This window comes from Ensifer sp. ZNC0028, assembly GCF_000799055.1.
Classification (GTDB): domain Bacteria; phylum Pseudomonadota; class Alphaproteobacteria; order Rhizobiales; family Rhizobiaceae; genus Ensifer.
Map to the genome: position 1 here is coordinate 1 of NZ_JTLA01000042.1, position 20,168 is coordinate 20,168.

Annotated in this window: 14 protein-coding genes and 4 pseudogenes; 8 read left to right on the forward strand and 10 right to left on the reverse strand. The window is 56.3% G+C overall.

The features are described from left to right. The first annotated feature begins 738 nt into the window (after positions 1-738). The 3 genes from L981_RS10675 to L981_RS34460 all read left to right on the forward strand — a co-directional run bounded on the left by L981_RS10675 (position 739) and on the right by L981_RS34460 (position 5,034). The gene (locus L981_RS10675) at positions 739-2,049 is read left to right on the forward strand and encodes an SIR2 family protein (RefSeq protein WP_052201725.1); all 1,311 of its coding nucleotides are present in this window, start codon (positions 739-741) and stop codon (positions 2,047-2,049) included. Beyond that, positions 2,046-4,130, forward strand: coding sequence for an ATP-binding protein (locus L981_RS10680; protein ID WP_043615070.1), 2,085 nt, complete (start codon positions 2,046-2,048; stop codon positions 4,128-4,130). Before L981_RS10675 ends, L981_RS10680 begins: the two co-directional genes overlap by 4 nt. Before the next feature lie 331 nt (positions 4,131-4,461). Then, complete coding sequence (locus tag L981_RS34460) at positions 4,462-5,034, forward strand: hypothetical protein (RefSeq protein ID WP_043615072.1); 573 nt, start codon at positions 4,462-4,464, stop codon at positions 5,032-5,034. Between the two features lie 193 nt (positions 5,035-5,227). Here the strand turns inward: L981_RS34460 and L981_RS33260 are convergent, their stop codons facing one another. Next, the gene (locus tag L981_RS33260) at positions 5,228-6,601 is read right to left on the reverse strand and encodes a hypothetical protein (RefSeq protein ID WP_052201726.1); all 1,374 of its coding nucleotides are present in this window, start codon (positions 6,599-6,601) and stop codon (positions 5,228-5,230) included. A gap of 469 nt (positions 6,602-7,070) precedes the next feature. Here L981_RS33260 and L981_RS10695 point away from each other — a divergent pair, with 469 nt between their 5' ends. Beyond that, positions 7,071-7,895: a hypothetical protein gene (locus tag L981_RS10695; RefSeq protein WP_043615074.1), complete on the forward strand. Its 825-nt coding sequence runs from the start codon at positions 7,071-7,073 to the stop codon at positions 7,893-7,895. Between the two features lie 378 nt (positions 7,896-8,273). Here the strand turns inward: L981_RS10695 and L981_RS10700 are convergent, their stop codons facing one another. The 3 genes from L981_RS10700 to L981_RS10710 all read right to left on the reverse strand — a co-directional run bounded on the left by L981_RS10700 (position 8,274) and on the right by L981_RS10710 (position 12,481). Next, a complete protein-coding gene (locus L981_RS10700) occupies positions 8,274-9,896 on the reverse strand; it encodes a hypothetical protein (protein ID WP_043615076.1) in 1,623 nt (540 codons plus the stop codon). Further along, positions 9,893-10,993 carry a protein kinase family protein gene (locus L981_RS10705; protein ID WP_082005975.1) on the reverse strand — a complete coding sequence of 367 codons (1,101 nt, stop codon included), beginning with the start codon at positions 10,991-10,993 and terminating at the stop codon, positions 9,893-9,895. The genes L981_RS10700 and L981_RS10705 overlap by 4 nt, the downstream gene beginning before the upstream one ends. A gap of 186 nt (positions 10,994-11,179) precedes the next feature. After that, the gene (locus tag L981_RS10710; RefSeq protein ID WP_245281617.1) at positions 11,180-12,481 is read right to left on the reverse strand and encodes a PAN domain-containing protein; all 1,302 of its coding nucleotides are present in this window, start codon (positions 12,479-12,481) and stop codon (positions 11,180-11,182) included. Between the two features lie 366 nt (positions 12,482-12,847). On the opposite strand from L981_RS10710, the gene L981_RS35995 reads away from it, so the two are divergent. Beyond that, a complete protein-coding gene (locus tag L981_RS35995; protein ID WP_371258855.1) occupies positions 12,848-13,336 on the forward strand; it encodes an SH3 domain-containing protein in 489 nt (162 codons plus the stop codon). A 58-nt stretch (positions 13,337-13,394) separates the two neighbouring features. After that, a complete protein-coding gene (locus L981_RS10715; protein WP_043615081.1) occupies positions 13,395-13,865 on the forward strand; it encodes a hypothetical protein in 471 nt (156 codons plus the stop codon). Between the two features lie 287 nt (positions 13,866-14,152). Here L981_RS10715 and L981_RS10720 read toward each other — a convergent pair whose 3' ends face one another. Further along, positions 14,153-15,175: a hypothetical protein gene (locus tag L981_RS10720; protein ID WP_156134044.1), complete on the reverse strand. Its 1,023-nt coding sequence runs from the start codon at positions 15,173-15,175 to the stop codon at positions 14,153-14,155. A gap of 58 nt (positions 15,176-15,233) precedes the next feature. Then, a complete protein-coding gene (locus tag L981_RS10725; protein ID WP_043615087.1) occupies positions 15,234-16,532 on the reverse strand; it encodes a tetratricopeptide repeat protein in 1,299 nt (432 codons plus the stop codon). 238 nt (positions 16,533-16,770) lie between these two features. Between L981_RS10725 and L981_RS10730 the strand changes: the two genes are divergently transcribed. Next, positions 16,771-17,559, forward strand: coding sequence for a hypothetical protein (locus tag L981_RS10730; protein WP_197067117.1), 789 nt, complete (start codon positions 16,771-16,773; stop codon positions 17,557-17,559). 823 nt (positions 17,560-18,382) lie between these two features. Here the strand turns inward: L981_RS10730 and L981_RS36000 are convergent. Together L981_RS36000 and L981_RS33705 are read right to left on the reverse strand one after the other, a co-directional pair. Beyond that, positions 18,383-18,508, reverse strand: coding sequence for a hypothetical protein (locus L981_RS36000; RefSeq protein ID WP_371258854.1), 126 nt, complete (start codon positions 18,506-18,508; stop codon positions 18,383-18,385). 130 nt (positions 18,509-18,638) lie between these two features. After that, positions 18,639-18,918 (reverse strand): annotated as a pseudogene (locus L981_RS33705) (TCP-1/cpn60 chaperonin family protein); the annotation flags it as partial. Between L981_RS33705 and L981_RS35530 the strand changes: the two are divergent. Then, a pseudogene (locus L981_RS35530) lies at positions 18,897-19,110 on the forward strand (DUF982 domain-containing protein); the annotation flags it as partial. The pseudogenes L981_RS33705 and L981_RS35530 sit on opposite strands and share 22 nt — an antisense overlap. Here the strand turns inward: L981_RS35530 and L981_RS33715 are convergent. Both L981_RS33715 and L981_RS35015 read right to left on the reverse strand, forming a co-directional pair. Next, a pseudogene (locus L981_RS33715) lies at positions 19,108-19,503 on the reverse strand (CorA family divalent cation transporter); the annotation flags it as partial. The pseudogenes L981_RS35530 and L981_RS33715 overlap by 3 nt on opposite strands. Before the next feature lie 423 nt (positions 19,504-19,926). Then, positions 19,927-20,168: pseudogene (locus tag L981_RS35015) on the reverse strand (hypothetical protein); the annotation flags it as partial.

The window sequence follows — 20,168 nt, forward strand, 5'->3', positions numbered from 1 at the left end:
GTTCGGCAAGCGTGCGGGCCAGCTGCTCGGTGTCGTGGTCTTTGATGCTCAGCGCCATTCCGCCTCCGAGGTTCCTATGTTTCTACATTCTACCTAGATAGCACAATCGCTGTGCACGGGCAATTCGAGGCGTTGGCGTAAGCGGCCGTCGCTGAAAGCGTGTTTTCCGAGGGTCCTGACGGTGTTGTGATACAGAATTATGTGATTTCCCACTCCAAATCCTTCACTATCGATACTTGAAACCTATCGATACTGATACGCTTCGGAAAATGGCGTCCGGATGACAGAATCTTGCAGCAAGATAACTTCTGTTTGCAACAATTTCAGAAATTAATTCATGTGGTTAACGAGTTTTTAAAGAACCAACTACTTCATCAAGGGGGCACTGGGCCAGATTGTCTGGCGGTGTTGATGAGACAGAGCGCCATGCTTGGCACGCTGGCACACACACACTTTGAATTGCCCAACATGGCGGAGATTGGACCAGACTTGCGGCGTCTTGCCCACATGCCCGGCGTGATAGTGGACTCACGAAGCCAAGGACGATGCCGGGACGGTCCGTCGATTCCTCACCAGCAAAAGCACTTTGGGTGCTTTTTGCGGTTCTCTTGATGTCTGTTCGCATCGAGCGACGCCCACATGGGGGATGTGTCCAGCATAAGCTGGGCATTACGAATATTTTGTCTCGGTTGAAACGCCAAGTTGTGGCACGTTTGCTCCGATAAACGGAGGGGAATCATGGAGTGGAAGGCGCACGGATATCGGGTGGGATCATCCAGCGAGACGTTTGCCGCCATTCCGGCGGACGCCGATGAACTCGACCGGTTTGTAGCACTGCATCGACGGAAGATAGAACCTTGGCTCGCCGCAGTGTTCCAGGCCGAACATCTCAACTTGCTGCTCGGAAGCGGCTTCACTACTGCGGTGGCCTATGCCGCTGGTGTCAGCGCAACTGGCATGGACACAACGGGCGGTACATCCTCCTACGCCGCCGCGATCATGGCTCATGCCACGGAAGGCGCCAAGAAAATGGGGCGCGGCAAAGCTAACATTGAGGACCAGTTGCGGAGCGCTATCGCTGTCCTCGATGGGCTTGCTATCATCGACAAGGACGCAGCGAAGACGGTCCGCGACGATATCAACAAAGCCATTGACGCATTTCTCTATTCGTTGCTGGCAACCGAACAGGGAATTGCCGACGCCGAGAGCGTACCGGCATCTGCGATGCTTCAATCCTTTCTGCTGAGTTTTGCGAGCCGCGCGGCATCGCGGGAGCGCCTGCATATCTTCACGACCAACTATGACCGATTAATTGAGCGTGGCTGCGATGATGCGGGTCTGCGGATCATTGACCGGTTCGTGGGTACCCTCCGCCCCCTGTTCCGCAATACCCGGATCGAACTGGACTACCATTATAATCCACCAGGCATCCGGGGAGAGCCCCGTTTCATGGAGGGCGTGGTCCGACTGACAAAACTCCACGGTAGCTTGGACTGGCGCTTCGACAACAGTTCACGCCGCATTTACCGTGCCGAGACGCCGTTTGGTGCACCGCCGGACCATCCGAGCCTTCCAACGTCACCGGTCGATACCGTTATGATTTATCCGAATCCTGCCAAGGACGTGGAGACCACTCAATACCCATACGCCGAGCTGTTTCGCGACTTCGCGTCAGCGACTTGCAGGCCCAACTCTGTTGTGGTCACCTATGGCTATGGCTTCGGTGACGATCACATCAACAGGGTGCTGCTCGACATGCTGTCAGTACCATCGGCGCATCTGGTCATTATTGCATTCGATCTTGACGATCGCATCAAAGGCTTTCTGGACCAAACCCGCCCCGCGCAGGTTAGCCTACTGGCTGGTGGCCATTTCGGAAACCTGCAGCGTCTTGTCGAGGATTACCTGCCCAAGCCAGCGCTTGACTACATCACAGGGCGGATGTCCGAGCTCCTCAAGAATAGACCGTTCGCGGAGATACCCGCGGCCTCACAGCCCGCCACCGGCGGGGGAACAGACCAGGCATCTAAACTTGGCGACATCACATGAACTCGCCGATTGAACGATTGGCCGAACTTGTCATCGGTAGCGTAGAATCCATTTCCTCGGACGAAATCCGAGTCCTGCTAGACCTCGACGCGCCGCAATCTACAGCACTTAATACCGGAACTCCAACAAGCTTTCCTCGGCTCAATAGCTATGTGCTAATCCCCAATGAGGCGGGGGCAACCGTCGCCTACGTCATCTGGATCGGCATCGAGCGCTCGCCTTATCCCAAACGCTCGGGGCTAAAGGATTTTGGTCTCGTCGACCTGCCGTTTCCGTTGCGTAAGATGACGCTGGCGCCGATTGGGACGCTGACCGTGAAACGAGATCGCCGGGCGAAGACGACTGTCTACGAGCTGAGCCGAGGCGTTGTCGCCTTTCCGTCGGTCGGGGATCAGATCTTAATCCCGACGCCCGAACAGATCGCGGCAATCGTTGGCGCCAAGGACAAGGATCGACGCGTTCGCATCGGCTCATCGCCGCTTGCCGCGAACACCTCGATCATGGTCGACCCGGACAAGATTTTTGGTCGCCATGTCGCCGTTCTCGGTAACACTGGCAGTGGCAAATCCTGTTCAGTAGCTGGGCTGATCCGTTGGTCGCTCTATGCGGCGCAATCGTCGCTGGAAGCCGGGGCGCAGGGCCCCAATGCACGTTTTGTCATTCTCGATCCAAACGGGGAATATGCCAAGGCGTTCGCTGACAAGGGCGCCAACGTCCGACTGTTTCGCGTTCCCCCCATCGATGAACAGAAAGGTGAGCGGGCTCTCCGCATCCCGGCCTGGCTCTGGAATGGACATGAATGGACGGCAGTTTCATTTGCCCGCCCAGGCGCCCAGCGGCCTCTCCTCTTGCAGGCGCTTCGCGAACTAAAAAATGGGGAACTTGAGGGGACACCTCGTGAGACCATCGTTCGCAGGTATATTTATTCCTATCGTGTGATGATCGACGCTATGCTTGCTGAAGGTGCGTCACGCTATGCCGGCAGTGCCGCAAACCGACGCCAGTGCGGTGCTTTGCTCGACAACATAGCTGCCGATTGTGGAGGGATGGCTGAGTCGGTTGACGGCGAACACCGCACGACCCTGGAGGAAATCAGCGCCGCAGTAGCTGAGATTGCGAACTCTCGTCGATCTGGGGATTGGTTCAATGCTTTTTCCGTCCAAGATGTAGAGAGCGTGCGAGATGAGCTTCAACGCTTCGTCGACATTGTTGAGGACGCATTCGCTGCGGCCCAAATTACCGAAGATGCGCCGATCCCATTCAACGTTCAAATGTTGCCTGAACATCTTGAAAAGATCGCGGCGACGGAAGGCGGTGCACTTGCGGGCTTCGTCAGCACTCTGGGTATGCGCATCCGGGGGATGATTGCGGACCCAAGACTAGGTCAGGTCGTGGGCAGTGAACCAGCAGTCTCGTTTGAAAGCTGGCTTAATGATCTTGTCGGTAGTAACGCGTCAGCCAATGGACAGGTGGCAATCATAGACCTTTCTTTGGTGCCCTCCGAGATCGTGCATGTCGTGGTTGCCGTACTCGGCCGTCTGACATTCGAGGCACTGCAGCGGTATCGCCGCCTTCATCCGGACGGCAAGTCGCTCCCAACGACCTTGGTCCTGGAGGAAGCGCACAGCTTCGTTCGGCGAGGAGCGAACGAAGATGGTCCCGCCGAAAACCCCGCTCAGCTATGCCGCGAGACATTTGAAAAGATTGCACGCGAAGGCCGCAAATTCGGGTTAGGGCTTATGCTGTCGTCACAGCGCCCATCTGAGCTATCGCCAACAATCCTGGCGCAGTGCAACACCTTTCTGCTCCATCGGATCGTGAACGACCTTGATCAGGCACTCGTCGCACGCCTTGTTCCGGACAATGTCGCCGGGCTGCTGAAAGAGCTCCCCAGCTTGCCTTCGCGCCAAGCCGTCCTCCTGGGTTGGGCAACGCCGATCCCGCTGTTGGTCGAGATGGATGAACTGCCCGAGGAGCACCGTCCACAGTCCTCCGACCCGGACTTCTGGGATGTATGGACCGGAAAGAGTCCGCGAGAGATTAATTGGTCCGGCATTGTCCAGGACTGGACCGGAGCATAGTGTTTACCGGCATATCCAACCTTCATCGATTGGAACTATCGGTTAAAGAGGTCCAGCGTGATGTTGTCCAGGCCTCGGCCGAGACCTTCACCAAGGTGAAGGCCTTGTTAATCCTTCTCCGCTTTCGAAGTGCACCCAGCCGCCCCTTCTCATATGAACGCTGACGATGTGCGCACCGCAGCGCGGGCAGGGGTGACGATAGCTACTGTTCCTCTTTTCTCCACCGGTGGTGCGGCAGACGATCGTGCCGCAGACTGATGTAGTCTTGCGGACGCTAGACGGCGTGGATGTGATTTGCGGAAAAACCATCGATTGTCCATGTGAGAAGCGAGTGGAGTTGCTTTACGGCAGCATCGAGGAGTTTCTTGCTGATCCGACCAAACCGAAGAACGGTAATCTCGCAAAGGGTTGGGAATGGATGCGATCGGTCTCGCCCACGGAGGCTTGTATAGCCGAAAGCGCCTGCTCGCTTGGGCCCAATCTGACCGTCCCCATGGGAGCGCCATTGCCGGAACTCGTTCTCTCGAAAACCCCGGGCTCGGTTCAACGCAAGTGGAAGGTCCCGGCCGAGTTTCCGCTATGTCCCGAAGCAGCCGATGCGACGCCTTTGGCTACCTACTTCAAGCGCTTGCACCCGGGTGCAACTGTCGCCATTTCGCCTTATGGCGTCACCAGGGTTGGCAAAGCCGCAACATCCTTGGACGGCGAACGTCTTTTCATTCTTGGAGAACACGGCCCCGATGCGATCAAACGCTGGTCACTCACGCAGGTGACGTTTGCGGACGGAAGGTTTGTGCATGAAAGCCAAGGCACTTTTTTCACTGGTGAGGGCGCGGAGAAAAATTTCGTATTGGCGCAAGGCCTGCCCTGGGAGGGGGGCGATACATTTGATGACTTCGCGTGAGCCCATCTGAAATGCGTCAACGGTTCATTCCGCTGAGGGTAAGCAATCTTCAGGCGTTCTAACCTTCGGCGACGCTACGCTTGGCACGTTCTAATGCGGCTGATTCCTTTAGTCTGAACCGGATGCTCGCTTGTGGATTGGCACCGAACCTCCGGTAACGCCATTGCGAGATTGAGGAACGGTCACTCCACCTTCACAAAAGAACGAAGAATTGGAATATTTTCGCGGCAGCCCCAAAAAGTATGCCAAACGCGCTGAGGATTTTCCCTATTTTTACAGGCGTGCTGGCCTCAAGTTTACTGACAATCTCAGGGGTCTTCTTGATCGCCAGCAGAATTCTTGCAGCGCGTCCGACAACGCGGGTAATCTCATCGCGAGCAAGTCCGTCCCTTTGGGTGACGCCGCCAAGTTGGCCGTCATACTTTGCGAGAATTTCCAGATCGTCTCGCATTTGTTCTTGTAGGTCACCCTCCGTAATGACCTCAAGAACAGGCGCGATTTCCCGTATCTCCTGAATGCGTTCCGTGGGGGGCTCGTTTACGGTGGCGGATTGTAGGATCCGCCTGTTCGTAGCGATATTCGCATCAGTTGCCCGAATGCCGTGTCCGGCGTCCTGTAGGGTTGACAGCAAATCTCGGATGGCGTCGGAATCAGGTAGTTCTCCAGTGGCGATCTTTGCAAGAATGCCTTGCCTGACCGATGTGGTGTCCATCTCGATGCGTTGCGGATCGTTTGCATACTGCGAGAGCATGCGACGAAGCTTTCGAACCTCGTGATCGTTCCCTGACAGGCCGTTCGATTGCGAAGATAAGCAGTCTTCTAGTGCGTCCCGCACTCGATCAACTGTTGCCTTCAGAAGATCTGGTTTGGCGGCAATTGTCGCCAACGCTTGAAAGGCGACCTTTTCCTCATTGAAAACGATGCGCTCCGCGAGGGGCAGATGGCGGTCGAACCTCGCAGCTAGCCTGAAAACACGGTTGTCAGGAGATTCTGATCGGTCCCTAGGTGACCAGTCGTATGTGCCATCCTCATCTATAATGGATTGAGCCGCTGCTTCGATAGCTTCGTAGCTGTAGACAGAATCGAATTCTTCTTGGAGCGCGTCAAGCGGAGTGTACGGTCCACCGTTGATCCATTGATACCCGCCGTCTTGTGAGGAATAGGGAAGTGAATTTGCAGGATCCTCATAGTTCTCGTGGAACCAATCCCGCATTTCTTGCGTATCACTATTAGTGATAGAGGTCGGCAGAGGATCGATCTCATGCTCGTCATCAGGATCGATATCAGGTTCAGAATAATCGATCTCGAAGTGAAAGTCGGTTTGCAATTCGTGTCCGTTCACATCGGTCTCAGGCGTACCTGAAATTGCGCCTTCCGGGTATTCGGTGACCGACCACTCCAGGTCGCCAAGCTCCGGATGATCGACGCGGGCAGTCCACAGGACCTCGGCCCCCATATCACGCTCATATCTGGACACATCTTCAAATTGGAGGTCGTCACTGGAAATCTCATAGATTTTGCCGCTTTCGCGATGCTGAATAATGGCGATTCCAGTTGTTCGTATCATAAGGCACCGAAATGAATGTATATATCCATGCCCCTATAGCTGCAGTCACCTCCTTGAGGAAGTCCATATCGATTCGCTCGACGGTAGACTTCAAACAGGCGACGTTTCTTCAACGAGGGACACCCTTGAATCGGGAGTTGCCGTCGTCGAGCGGGCCGTACCGGAGATGCTCCGAATGCTTCCGTGCCTTTTACATCGTCGAGATCCTGAACGATTGCGTCGAGCACACCCGAACCGCCGGGTTCGTATCCTATCGAATTTACTGCTTGTGATTGCGTCAAGCGCACGGCGTCTGCGCGCTCGGCTCGCATGCGGCAAGCATCGTATTAGCCGGAAGCGGAATGGGAACAGGCATTGCGCAGGGCAGCAGTTCCGATGGCATCTGCCAGATGCTATATACGTCGCAATCCGATTTTGATACGTTCCTACAACCTTCCAGTGTCCCTTCCTATCCATTCATTTGGTTTTCATGACGCGCGAAAACATTATCATTGGTGTATGTTGGCTTCCTGCGGCTTACTTCCTTGGTGCCGGTCTGTGGCCCTTCTTCCCTCCGCCCGACATCACGCAGCAGGGCCATTACATTTTCCTGATCCTAGCGATTTTATTCTTCCTCGTCCCGCTTGCGCAGAAGATCGAGATTTTTCAGTTTCTGTCCTTCGAAGCCAAAATCAAAGCGGTGAAAGCCAAAGCAGAGACGGCCGAGGCAAAGGCTGACACTGCGCAAGCCGACATCAAGCATTTACAGATGATCCAAGCCACGCTGACTAATTCGCTCAGTTCGGTGAATAGCAATTCCAATAACATCTATCTGGGGCTGTATAACGAGAGCATGGATGCTGCGCTTCGTGGATTAGGTGTCCCGGTGCCTGCGGCAGTCGATACTAAAGAAATGGAGTTCCCGACCGTTCCTGAGGAAGATCACTTTCCTCCTGTAGAGGGGGCACCCGTGCGCGCGACTACACCACTCGAAAGCCTAATTCTGCTCCGAACGGACCTAGAGAGAGAGATGCGCCTCGCCGTGGGGAAGAATCTCGACATCTATAACAGCCGAAAGGACGCGAAATATCTGACTAGTCGGCAACTCGCCGATATGATTATCAGGCAGTATCCAGCGGCTACAAAACTCGCGCCAAGCTTCGATTTCTTCAACACTGCGAACGCTGCGGCACATGGCCAAGTCATCCCTGACAATGTGATCAGGGATGCGCTCGTCGTCGGCACTGGCTTGCTACAACAGGTAAAGAACTTAAAACCGATCCCTGCGGGTTCAAAAGAACCCGTGGACCACTAGGCACGAAGGGATGACGGTGTCGCTAGGCAGTTAATCGCGAGAATGCGCCCCTTCCGGCAGGTGATGGCGCTCAATTTGAGATTTCTGGGTGCGATTTTCGGCACGGGACGCCGTGCGATCCGGCCGTCGGTCCGGTGCGCTCAGATTCGAAACGCTTGTCTTCCTGGATCTGGCAGTTGCGGCAAAGTCGTGTTTTTGGATCATTAATGATGATCACAGCGGAATTCGCACAGTCGGCAATATGGCACTCGTCTCTCCGTCGATTGAATTCGCTCAGGCATTTCTTCGCAAGTGCTATCGTTTCGGCGCCAAGGACTGGCGTGATCTCTCCATCGGTTGCGAGTAGGCGAGACTCCATAATCGCCACTGCGCCTGACCTCAATTTTGGTCAACAGACAAGAAGTCCATTACCTTTGTGATGTCGATGTTGCTCAATGATCCCCAACTGCGGTCGACAAACGAGAGCTTGGCTGACGCAAGTTCGTCCCTGATAATGGTAATTTCCTTGGACGGCGACTGCCCACGTTTTGTATATTGTTCAATGACGCGATCAATGTTCTGGACGAAATCCCCCGCGAGCTCTAGGTCAACACGAGAGACCTCCCTGCCCAGAAAACAGTAAGCCCGAAGAGCTTCCTCACCGTTCTTAGATTGAACGGCCTTATCAATCGCTGCTTGGTATTTTTCCATTCCTTCGGTGACATTGCCTGCTCTGAATGCGACTAACCCACTTGTCGCTAAAAGTGACGGTGTTAATGCCGGTGAGCTTGCAATTGCCTTGTCCAAAGCGAGACGTGCCGCATCGACGTCTCCCTGATATGCTCTCAATACGGCCAGATTGTTCAATAGAGACGAATTCGCGGGATTTGCTACAAGCGCGGCCTCGGCAAGGGCCACTCCGCGTGCGATGGACGTCGCCGCAATAGACGCAACAAATGATCCGAATATAGCGGGACGAGTGCTAAATCGCTCAATATCGTGCCATGCCTCACTCTCGGCTAGGGCGTCTGACCAGGCGCCGTTATGGTAGGCTGATCTGGCAGAAGCTTCATGAGAGAGCGACAGGTCCGTCAAAAACTCTTCAGGTTGGAACACATGGGAATGAGTGCCCACCCAAGCGATCTGGGCGATAGCGTTTTCAGTGGGGCTGATCGCACTTTTACGGAGTAGGCGTAGCGCCAGCTTCCGTGATCCTCCATCGATTTCTAGGGTGCCCATCTGAGCAGCTAACTCTGAGACGTCTCGGTCTGTGAAGCGACCGTCCCTCAATAGCGCCTTGGCGCGTTTCCAACCCCTAGGGGATTTTCCATGTGCGGCCTCGGTTGCGAGTAGGGCAGCATTTAGCCATGGGTCGTCGAGCGTACGTCCAGATTTCGACAACACCGATATCGCGCGGTCGGGCTGATTTGCGTGAACAAAAAACCTTGCGGCTGACCTGAGGACATAACGATCGTCGGGTGAGAGAATTAGTGCACGTTCGATGAGGGCTTCGCTGGGTTTGAGCTGCCCTAAGTTCGCATGTAGGAGCGCTGTTTCAGTAAGACGAAGAGCGTCTCGCGGATTCAGGCGAAGCAGTCTCTTGCGTTTCGCGATCTCCAGGCGCATCCCCGCTTCGCTGATTGGCAGCGCGGAGAGGCTCGGGACAAGCGCACCGTTTATGAAGCGCTGCGCGAATTTCTTAACTGACTCGTTTGAAACATCACTGCGCAGCAGGCTTTTCGCGGCTTCCAGAACAACTCCATCATTCCACGTGTTCGCCACTAGGGCAAAAGACACAAGCTCTTCGGCGTCATACCAGTTGCGCGTTTCGAGCCAAACGGTCTTCCGCTTTTCAAACTCGTTGTCCAGAAACGTATGAGCGTTCCTCAGCAAGTCCGCTTGAATCGGAACTTTCACTGCAGACGCAAACGACGTGAACTCGCCTGTTGCTATCGAGCCCTTGATCGACAGCCAGCGTGGTATCGTATGGCGTGATGCCAATTCGTCATCTGGGGTGATCATATTGCTGTATCTTGCCGAAAGAGTACTTCAGCCTTCTTTGCGAGTTTGTCAAACAAAGACACGTACCGGACAAGTGAGAACTGGTTACCGGAAGTGACTCTGTCAAGCGGGTGGCCGCGAAGCGTAGGGTTAGGATTGCATAGTTCCGAAGCGGCTTTGATTAGCTCTTCATGGAAGGGGCCCGGAAGGCTACCCTCCAACTCTGCTAACATGTCCGTAAAGCATGCCTGCAGCATTGGGAGTGCCATCTCGTAGTCACCTCTCCAAGTTCCCCGAACGCTGAGTGGCCTCTGTGCCACATCCAATCGAGTTAGGAGCTGCTGCGTGCACCCGAAGCCGGTGGCAAAAAAGAAAATCATGCTTCCAAGAAGGTAGAGGTCACAGCCGAGCCGGCGTCGCGCAAAATCTGGATCGATGTGGCCATACAAGATCTCCGGTGGCGCATATCCCCAATCTCCAGAAAAAGTTAGGTCATCATGTGGACCCGCTGTCCCATCGCACACAGAGCGCCCTAGATCAGCGACACGGAAGTCCTCCTTCTGTCCGAAACTCAGGACGTTGGAGGGTTTTAAATCCTGATGAGCAATTCGTCGCGAATGAAGCTGACTGATACCTACTGCCGTGTGGTGCATGGCCCGAAGCCACCATGCCAAGCGGCCCGCGGAGTTGACCTTTTGAATGCGTCGTCTGACGTCCCCATCAGCCAGTTCGAATATAAGGTAGGGAGCAGCATCTTGAAGGTTCGGGCCGACCGAGACTTGGCCGCTTTCCAGTGCGACTACGACGCGATCCATGTGACCGCCTTGGCAGATCTGGAGCAAACGCGCCTCAAAATTATGAGCTGAAGTAATCTCGTGCAGCGCTTTCAGGACGTTTACGGCTCCCATCGCGGACGAAAGATCTATTGCCTTTAAGAAAGCGCGCTTTCCTTCCTTCTCGGCTATATATGCAACAGAGAAGTGGCCGCCTGTGCCATTGTAATGATCTGCCTTTTGACCATTTGCGGGGTCCCAGCCCACCGGTTCGACTATCTCCCAGCCGCTCTCCAATCTTACGCCCAGGAGTCTCCAGGCGCCGGCAAGCATTTCAAGTCCCATGACCTCCCCCTCGTCGCCAGTAAAATGCAACCCTAGTTTTATATGGGGAGGCGCTCTTTCGCCAGACGGGCAGGAGTCGGAATGCGTACAATTCACAGGCGTTGTTCAGTGCGGTAAGCCGGCGCAAGACGTGGTCTGCAGTTCTATTCTATTCAAGGCGTAGAGGTTCGCCCCGTTGGCAGCCGGTCAGTCGAGCCCTATGACTTTCGCCGGTGCGAACGTTTGAAAACTCTTCACCCCGGAAATCATGCCGGCTTTGAAGAGAGGTGTCCCAACGGCACCCTTCATCCAGCACTCCCGCTTCTTTTTGATGTAGGTGAAGGCGACACACCGGGCATTGTCGATGCAGGCCAGTCGGCACTGAAGAGGCGTTGCGTTCAAGATCGACGCGCGGACGCCGAGATCGCCTCCAGGCAGATCGACGTCCTCGAATAGTGCTTTCTTTGGGTCGATCGTGCCCATGCTGAATGACGTGGGATCTGGGTCCGCGCTCGCCAGGAATTTTCCCGAGATCGCGACCGAATTGCCATCGGCTCGACCTTCGTTTGCTTTTAGGAAACAGTTCGGGCCGCGCACAATCTTCGGATTTGCATTGAAGGTGAACGCCTTACAAGCGCCGTTCATCTCCAGACAGCTCGTGGCGCATTCGGCGACGTCGACCGTTCTTTTCGAGGTGAGGTCATCACCAAACAGGTCAAGGCCGGTGTAGACGGCGATACGTGTCGGTTTACGAGCAAACTCCTCGATCGCCGACAATTTTTGGCTTTGACTGTGAACGATAGGCGAAGGGTTTGTACCACCAACTTGGATATTTGGTTCAGGGGAGGCTGCGATCGAGTTTGCAGTTGAAGGTGGGGCGCCGCCTTCGGACGTGACGATCGGGGGTGTCGGCAGCTGTTCGGTGGATGTCGTCGCCGTGCCCTTACGGTTGAGTTTGTAGCGGCCAATTTCCTCGCTTGAGAACACATGCATCTGTGACGGCGGTGTCTTGAACATCGTCGTCATCACCTCCGGCGGCGTGTCGAAGCGAGCGAGCATGTCAATGATATCGGAGATTGACAGCTGTGCGCTCACCAGGTCGTTCGATTCACTTGAGATCTGGTGGACGCCAAGCTCACCGTCCACCTGCCGTTCGACACCCGCCATGAAAATGAAGGCGCACGCCGAGTAGCAACCTTTTCCCTTCGGGATAAAGGTGGAGAGGCGCCGCTCGTGCACGTCATCCGCAATCAAGAGTGCCATCTGAACTGCGCCACCGACGCTGTCCAGCACCAGCAATCTAGCTTTCTGCGAAGCGTGAAGCGCCCGCCTGAAGTTCAGTGCGGAATAGAGGTCGATTTCGCCGCTGAGTGTGATGACGCTTGGGTCGCTCTCCTCGAACGAAAAAGGACCAAATTTCTTTGTCCCGGCCAACGCCGGATCAAACCCAAGCGAAATGGCCAAGCAGAAGGCCAGCATGCGGACGAAGCCGAACTTAAGACTCGGCAAATTGGTGCTCCCAGGCTCTGTTCATATTCAGAGAACATTGATCAAATTCAAGTTGCAACACAAAAAAGCCATATCGGTTAACGGCGCGGTGATCGCGTGGGCTTGCCGTCTAGAGCAAAGAGTGAATGATACAACCCAGGGGCGGGGGATCTTATGCGGCGATTTCTGGTTGGCGCGGCCGTGGTTGTAGTAGTCATCTATTGGATTGGCTCAGTTGGCGATGAGCGGGCCGCAGTCAATGAATCCCGGCTGCCCTCAACAACATTTGACGCACGTGAGGAGATACCCGTGGCCGGCAGTGGCGCGCAACCTGCTGCGGCAACGCCTCAGGAAGACCAGTTCTCTGTGCCGTCTGGACGATCAAACATGGAGAAAGTGGTCGCTACGGTTTTCGTGCGCGGCAAGCGCGTCGCCCTACGTGATGGACCGGGAAGAACGTTTTCGATCCTTGATCGGTATGATGCGGGTCGAGCGGTCCGCCTGCTTTCGGTCGATGGAGAGTGGTCGCGAGTCCAAGACAATCTCACTCGGCGGGAGGGTTGGATCGCATCGCATCTCCTAAGTACCGATAAGCCGCGCTCAGAGCCGAAACGCGATACACCCGCATCCGTAGAGGCATCTCGTGAAGAGCCAATCAAAGTCCCGCGCATTTCCGATTCTGTGATTGTACAGCGCATCATCGCCGAGTCGATTTCAGGCTACAGCGGATCGTGCCCTTGCCCAGAAAGTCGTGATCGGGCCGGACGACGCTGTGGGCGCAGGAGCGCGTACTCGAAACCCGGAGGTGCTGCCCCAATCTGCCATCCCGGCGATGTCTCCAGGGCAATGATCGATGCGTTTCGCTCGCGATTGTAAGGGAAGTCAGGAATGTTGCTCACGGGGAAATTGTACCTAGATGGCAGGTGTATAAAAAATGGCCACAGTGAAATTCTTTTATGTTGAAGACGATACCGCAATTCTGTTCGGTGCAAACGGAACAGCGCTTACGGCTACTTTGGCGGCAGTGGCGGGAATGATATCCGAAGTAAAGTTCTCCATTCCAACGGTTCCTATGTGGATTTACTTTCTCGGTCTCATATTCGCGTTTGGATCCAAGATCGTGATCATGATTTACAATGGGGATATCCGAGAGAGGGAGAAGAGCCAGGCAGCGCGAGATTTTCTACTTGAGATACAGGCCGACCCAAATCTGAACGCTTCTTTGAAAGAAGATTTGGGTGCACAGTGGAAGGCCATGGAGGAAAGACGAAAATTCTTACTAAGCGCGGTGGTTGCCGAGCGGCTCAATTATTGGCGCGCCCTGTTTTTCTTTGCATCCGCGATCTGCTTCTTGATAGGCACGTCCAGCATTATTTGGTTTGTCGGCACGAGGGCCAGTACCTGACGCGCAATGTCGCGTCGGTGCCAGGGTGACCGTACCCTAGCTTGTCTGTCGAGAGAGGGGCGAGAGACCTGTTCGCCCGATGTTCCCGTTCGGTGCCTCCGAAGTCGCATAATGTATCGTCTGGAATGGGTTATCCGCGCGCTTTCGCAGCAACGAAAGCTTCGGCGGCGACCCTGCGGCATTTCCCGTCATGCCGCTCGACCACAATCTCTGCTGCCTGGATGCGAGATGGCGTGCGCCGCAACTTTTATCTAGCGGTGGCGAGGGCTGGGGGATATGCGCGTGCGCTACAGGCCGCATACCGCCCGCATCGTCGTCACGGCGTGAGCCGAACCGTTAAGCGCGAAAATGCCGAGCGCCTGCCCTTCACTGTGCCGGACAGTTAAGGACTTGCCCCGCGCGAAAGCGTGAAGGAAGGCAGCCGGCAGCGGCCCGATCATCACCCATCCATCGTCCGGAGCGGCGTATTCCACCATTGCCGGGAACGACTGCGCTCCGGAGGTACCTGTTACTTCGAATTCCAGACTTTCGCGGCGTCCGTTTTCACGCCGCATCGCCTTGTCATCGTGGAAAAATGACATCCATAGTCCCTGTGTAAGCAGTTTTCTGTCGCAAGCGCCTGTCAGCCGCGAGCGGCCGTCGTGGGCCGTCGCGGCGATAGTCACGCCCCCATACTCGCGCTTCGCGGTCCAGCGGTTTCCCTCGGTCGCCGTGGAAGCGGCTTCCTGGTTTTCAATCTCATTGCCGCCACAGCGGTAAAGTTTCCTACCGAACAGAGCCCTCACGGCGCGATCCGCTTTTGGGTTGTTCTCTTCGAGGATCAAGAAACCGCCTATAGGCGGCCCGGCGATAAACTCGTACGGCGCGCCGAGCGTCTTGCTCGTCAAAAGCCACGGGCCTTCGCCCGCCGACTTCGCGCCGCCGACGAAAGAATAGCTTCCTTCGACACTGGCGTAGCGGTGTTCCTGTCCCCCGACCTGAAGGGTGATCGTGCTTGCCGTCACTGTCATGCGGGGCGCGCCTGGATCGTCGCACTGGGTCCTCCATGTGCCGCGAAATTCCGGCGGCGCCTCGGCCAGCGCCGCCCCGGGCGGCAGGGCGAATAAAGTTGAAAGCAGCAGGATAAGACAGCGTAGCCAAATGCCGGTTCTGACGGCGCCCGGATTACACTTTGGCGGCGGCCAGCAGGGCCTGTCGCCGGAGTAGAGCCACTGCGTTCCGCGCCTTCCGTTTTTTCGGGCGGCGCTGATGAGGCGGTTGGCGCTGCCCGGCGGTTCAGAAACAGCAGAAACGGTGCTTTTCGACGCCATTGTGCAGGCCTCCTGGCGGAGTCGCCGGTGGTGACCGCATTGGGTCATACAGAGGTCCTCAGCAGCCTTCGCCACCGCTAACCTCATCTAGACCGCATACCGTGCCGCCCACGGCCTCAGCAACAGTTCCCATCGCAGCAACCATTCCTTTCTGCGCCTGCATCTGCAGCGTTGGCGAGTACCACCCTTCCGATCCCAGAATGAAAACTTCTTCCTGCCGCTTGGACCCGTTCCGCGTCATCATGTCGGCGGCCGAACTCATCACCTGACCTTGTAAAGTGTTGCCGAGCGCGGAGATCATCTCGCGCGAGCGACGATAGGTCAGATCTGCCACGAAAGCGCATGTGTAGCCTTGCCCGCCTTTGACGCAGCCTTCCTTGTCCATCCCGTTGATCTCGATCTCCCACGCCGTGTCAGCGAACAGGCCATAGGTGAAACTGCGAAATCCAGTTTGCTTTCCATATCGGGCGTAGGCCCGCATGAAGGCCAGCCCGATCTCTCGCTCGTCCGGCTCCGTGTAGTCGGCAGGTACGACTACCGTCTTTCCATCAGCCATCAGGCTGCGTTCACGACGCGAATGTGTGGCTGTCTCCAAATGCTCGGCCGCAGTCTTGCTTCCAAGTTCCGCAGCAATCTCAAACAAGCGGTCGGCCTCGGCCCTGTTTTCCGGCACACCCTTTCCCAGCTTGTGATGCATTGCAATGCTGAAGTAGCCGGACGGGTCGTTCTGGTCCGCTGCTAGCTGGTACCATTCCCGCGCCTTTTCGAATTCTCCACGCGCCTCAGCCTTCTGGCCCATCCACCATTGCGCCTTTGAATTCCCTTGCCCGGCGGCCGCCTTCATCCACTTTTCGCTTTTCGCCTCATCAAGAGCGCCGAAACGTGGCTCCTGATGAAGGTATGCCAGAACGAGCTGTGCTTCGAGATCGCCGGCCTTTGCCGCCTTCTCATATGTCGCTGGCGTGACAGCTTTCCGGGCAGCCTGGCGGTACCAGTCGGATACATCCTTGCCGATCGCCCCTTCGTTTCGTCTCGCCAGCCCGCCGGCGTTGGAGAACGTATACAGCGCAAACCGGATATCCTGCTTGGGGCCCGGCGCCATGTAGGCGCGGGCTCGCCGAAATTCGCTTTCGTGATCTTCCGGGTTTAAACGCGCTGCCTCGTCGCAAGCTGTCGTAGCCGCGGACGTATCGATAAATGGAAGGTCGACCCCAATCCGCTCTTTGTTGTTCGGCTCGTCGACAGATCCAGCCAATCGTCTACACTGATCAACCGGATCAGCCGCGTTAGCATCTCCGAACGCAAGTCCCGCCAAGAGGCTCCACATGGCAATCCTCGGCAAGTCAAAGCCAATCATCTGTCGAATCCTCCACTGAGCAGGGCGAGTTTCGCTTGTCGGACTGAACTGGCGCTATGCGTCAAAAGATGCTGATTTTAGAGGTCAGATGTTTAGATCCCGAACTCTACATAGTGCCGTTTTTTCACGGAAGTGGAAGTAGACACTATGGGTTAGGTTCACAACGGAAGTGCCGCGGCCCCCGGCACGGGGATCAAAGCGCCTTCAGCTGCTCGAAAACCAGTTCGCGCAATTGCGGGTGCCAAACAAGCTTCCTCAAACGCTGCCGCCGCTCTTTGCGAATATCGTCAGCAACCGTCGGGAAGCAGCCGCTATCAGCTTCCGTCGGCGAGAGAGGCTCGATCGTCCCGCCAAGGCCTTGCCTAAAAGTGCTGCGCCGGTAACTTGCGTGATGACTGAAACACGCGGTGGCCCGATGCAGCGCCTTACACTTGATCCCAACTGTCTCGCAGGTCCCGACGAGCGCGGGCCAGTTCAAGGTGCCGTCGGCATGCTGATTGAAGCGGCAAGGTGCGGAGAAGCAGATCTGGCCATGTTGGCCTCGAGCGCCTTCGAACATCAGCCCGGCGGCGGCCACCTCAATCGCTTTGCCGACTTTCAGAAAAGGTTGATCGCGATCGGCCTTGATGACATCACGCTGTTAAAACCCATCGCAAGACACGGGCTCTCCTTCCACGGTTTCGGCATCATGAGCGACGAGTCCGCGGTATTTCGGGAGCGGCTGATCTTTAAAACGCTTTTCCCCACAATGCCTCTCCGCTGGACCGACTTTGCCGCGATAAACGGGCTTGATCCTAAGGATCTTCACAGTCCGGCGGCATGGAAGTGGCGCAATTGCCTGGGCGCCGCTCAGGCGTACTGGTCACATGAAAACGCAAAGCGCGACGTCTTTGTGACCGCCGACGCGAGCTTTTGGCGCCTACGAATGAAGGCTGAATTCGCCGACGCCGTCATTATGACGCCGACAGAGACGGTTCAGATGCTCGCTGACACCGCATGGACGCGCCTGCACCTACGAGGAACGTAAGCGATAATCGGTTTTCTGCGACGATTGTGGGCCAATTGGATACCTACGAAAACCGCGCGGTCGGGTTTGGTTATGAATGCATGTTTTACAGGCTGAGCCTTCACCGAGGCACGTCAGGCGGGCAAAAGGCTAGATCGAATAGGCGAATTGTTCGACTGGTCCCGTCAGGCGATACTTTCGTCCCAGCGTGCGGACGGAGACGGACGATGACCATACCTGGCGCTACACCGTGGCTCGTATTTTTTCGGTTATTTGTTCTCGCCATTTCGTTCCACTGCTGGCCAGTCGATGAGGTGAAGGCTTCGGGCAATCGTCTGTGTATATCGAACATCGGGAATGCGCCGGTGAGAGTCGCCGTCATCTACAGTGGCGCTTGGGGCGGCTGGGTAGCGGACGGCTGGTGGGAGATTAAGCCTCAAGCCGGCTTCTTTGATGGCTGTATACACGTGCCCGAGAACGACAACCAAGGTGCCGACTTTCACTACCTCGCGTTCCGCCAGCAGGGCTCTGACGGGAAATGGTATGAAGCGGCCTTCGACGTCAAAGACGTGAGGTGGACAGAGGACGGCGCCGATACCGTAGGAGCGAGCTATACGCTCGTGCCAAGATCAACCGAGGATAGCCGTCAACTGGAGGGCCCGTTTGGCAAGAGGGATCTTGGTGGGACTAAATTCGTAACGTGCGTTCCGAGGGAAGGAACCAAAAAACTCTCAACGCTCAGCGATCAATGGTCCTGTTCACCCCACGAAAGGCTGGCTCTGTTTGGAACGCAGCTTTATACGCCCACCGATGGTGGCATCCTGCAGATCAACGACTACGATGTCTATGTTCGCACAAGTGTCGATGCCAGGCTCTTCGATATCAATCCGTCCGTTCCCGTGACACCTGAAGCGAAGGTTGCGAAACCAGCATTGGTTTCCCCGGAAGTCCAGCGACAAGAGCGCGCCACGAGCTCATATGGCCACGCTTTTTATTTCACTCTTGCTCATCTTCTTTTGTTCTATCACCCCGTGGGTGTCGTCGTCCTCCTGGCAAGCTAGATGTCCGGCCGACCGTAAAGTGCTTTTTGTGCTCTGCCGCAGTCCAGTCCCAAGCGCCGGCGCGCCTTCCTTGACGATCGCCTGGGCGAGCACGGTGGCCGTGGTTGTGCCGTCACCGGCGAGATCGTTTGTCTTGGAGGCCACCTCGCGAAGCATTTGCTCCCCATGTTCTCGAACGTGTTTCGACTTCCTTGGCGACGGTAACACCATCCTTGGTGATGCGCGGCGCGCCGAACGACTTGTTGATAACGACATTACGCCCCTTGGGCCTGAGCGTGACTTTTACCGCATTGGCAAGCACGTCGACCCCTCGCAGCATGCGTTCACGGGCATCGAGATGCGGCGCACCGCGCGGCCCTCAATGCCTGTAGCGCCGCGTTGCGCGGCGAGATCGAAGCGGAAACAGCGCGCGGGCTGTTTGCCGCCTTTGCGGAAAAGCACGAACTGCTTTGCGCCCGGTGCCTTTGTGCCAGCGGCGATACGGGCAAGGCGCGACTGGGATCCGCACGTCGACGCGGCTGACATGGTCGAGCACGTCACGGAAATAGGGCTTGGCATGATCGTCGATGCAAGGAAGATCGAGGTTTGCCAGCTTGCCGACGAACTCCGCCATCGGCCCGACAATGCGTTGGAACAAGATGACCTGGCGACGCAGACGGAAAATACGACGGATCTCATCGCGCTCGAGAAACGTGACCAGCATCTGCATCAGTTGCGGCGAGGCCTACAGCCGCGCGCGAAGCTCGGTGTGTACCCCTGCAGAACCCTGCCGCCCGACGAACAGCGCAGTCTGTCCGTAGGCGATCTTTTCGCCTTCGAGGTGTGCGGTCTTGGCAACGACGAACAACTGCTCGCCATAGATGTCAATCTTGGGCAGTTGGTGCTTCACGCGTTGGGAATGCAATGTGCATAAATAGTCGCGTATGAGGGTCGCGACAAACGCTTCCGGCATACCGAATGATTGAGAGCAGAGATCTTAGTCCTCCGTTGCTGTGTAGGCACCACCCTTATCAAAAAAGATTCGATGCAAGGTGGGATACGTCTGCCCCTGAAGCGTTTCTCGACTGATGCCGAAATCATACTGCGGACCTCCGACCCGGATATCCCGTTGGCGACAGGCGCCCACGAGATGACCTCGTAGGTGCACGCAATGATGTACCAGTTGATCTACATTGGGTCCTCCTCGACAATCGCAGATCGACCGAACCGCGACTTTCCGTAATTGAGTGCACCTATTTCGTGTCTGTGCTCGCAACAGTGACGAGCCACCTGTTCGCCATGTCTCACGCGCACGTCGCCCTTGGCAACAGTGCTCCCCGCGTGAGCATTAGGCGTCTAGTCGAAGGCAAGGATGGCGCAGGATTTGGGGTTTGCGTCCCGCCGAGTGTTCCAGTGCTGACAGGGCGATCGCGTCCCATTGGGTGAGGATATGATCGGCGTCGTAGCGCCTGACATTGGCTTCGGCGTTCTCGGCGAGGCGGGCGCGGAGGGGGCCGTCGGCCATCAGGTTGGAGAGGGCGGCGGCCAGGGCGTCGATGTTGCCGTTTTCGACGAGGATGCCGTCTTCGC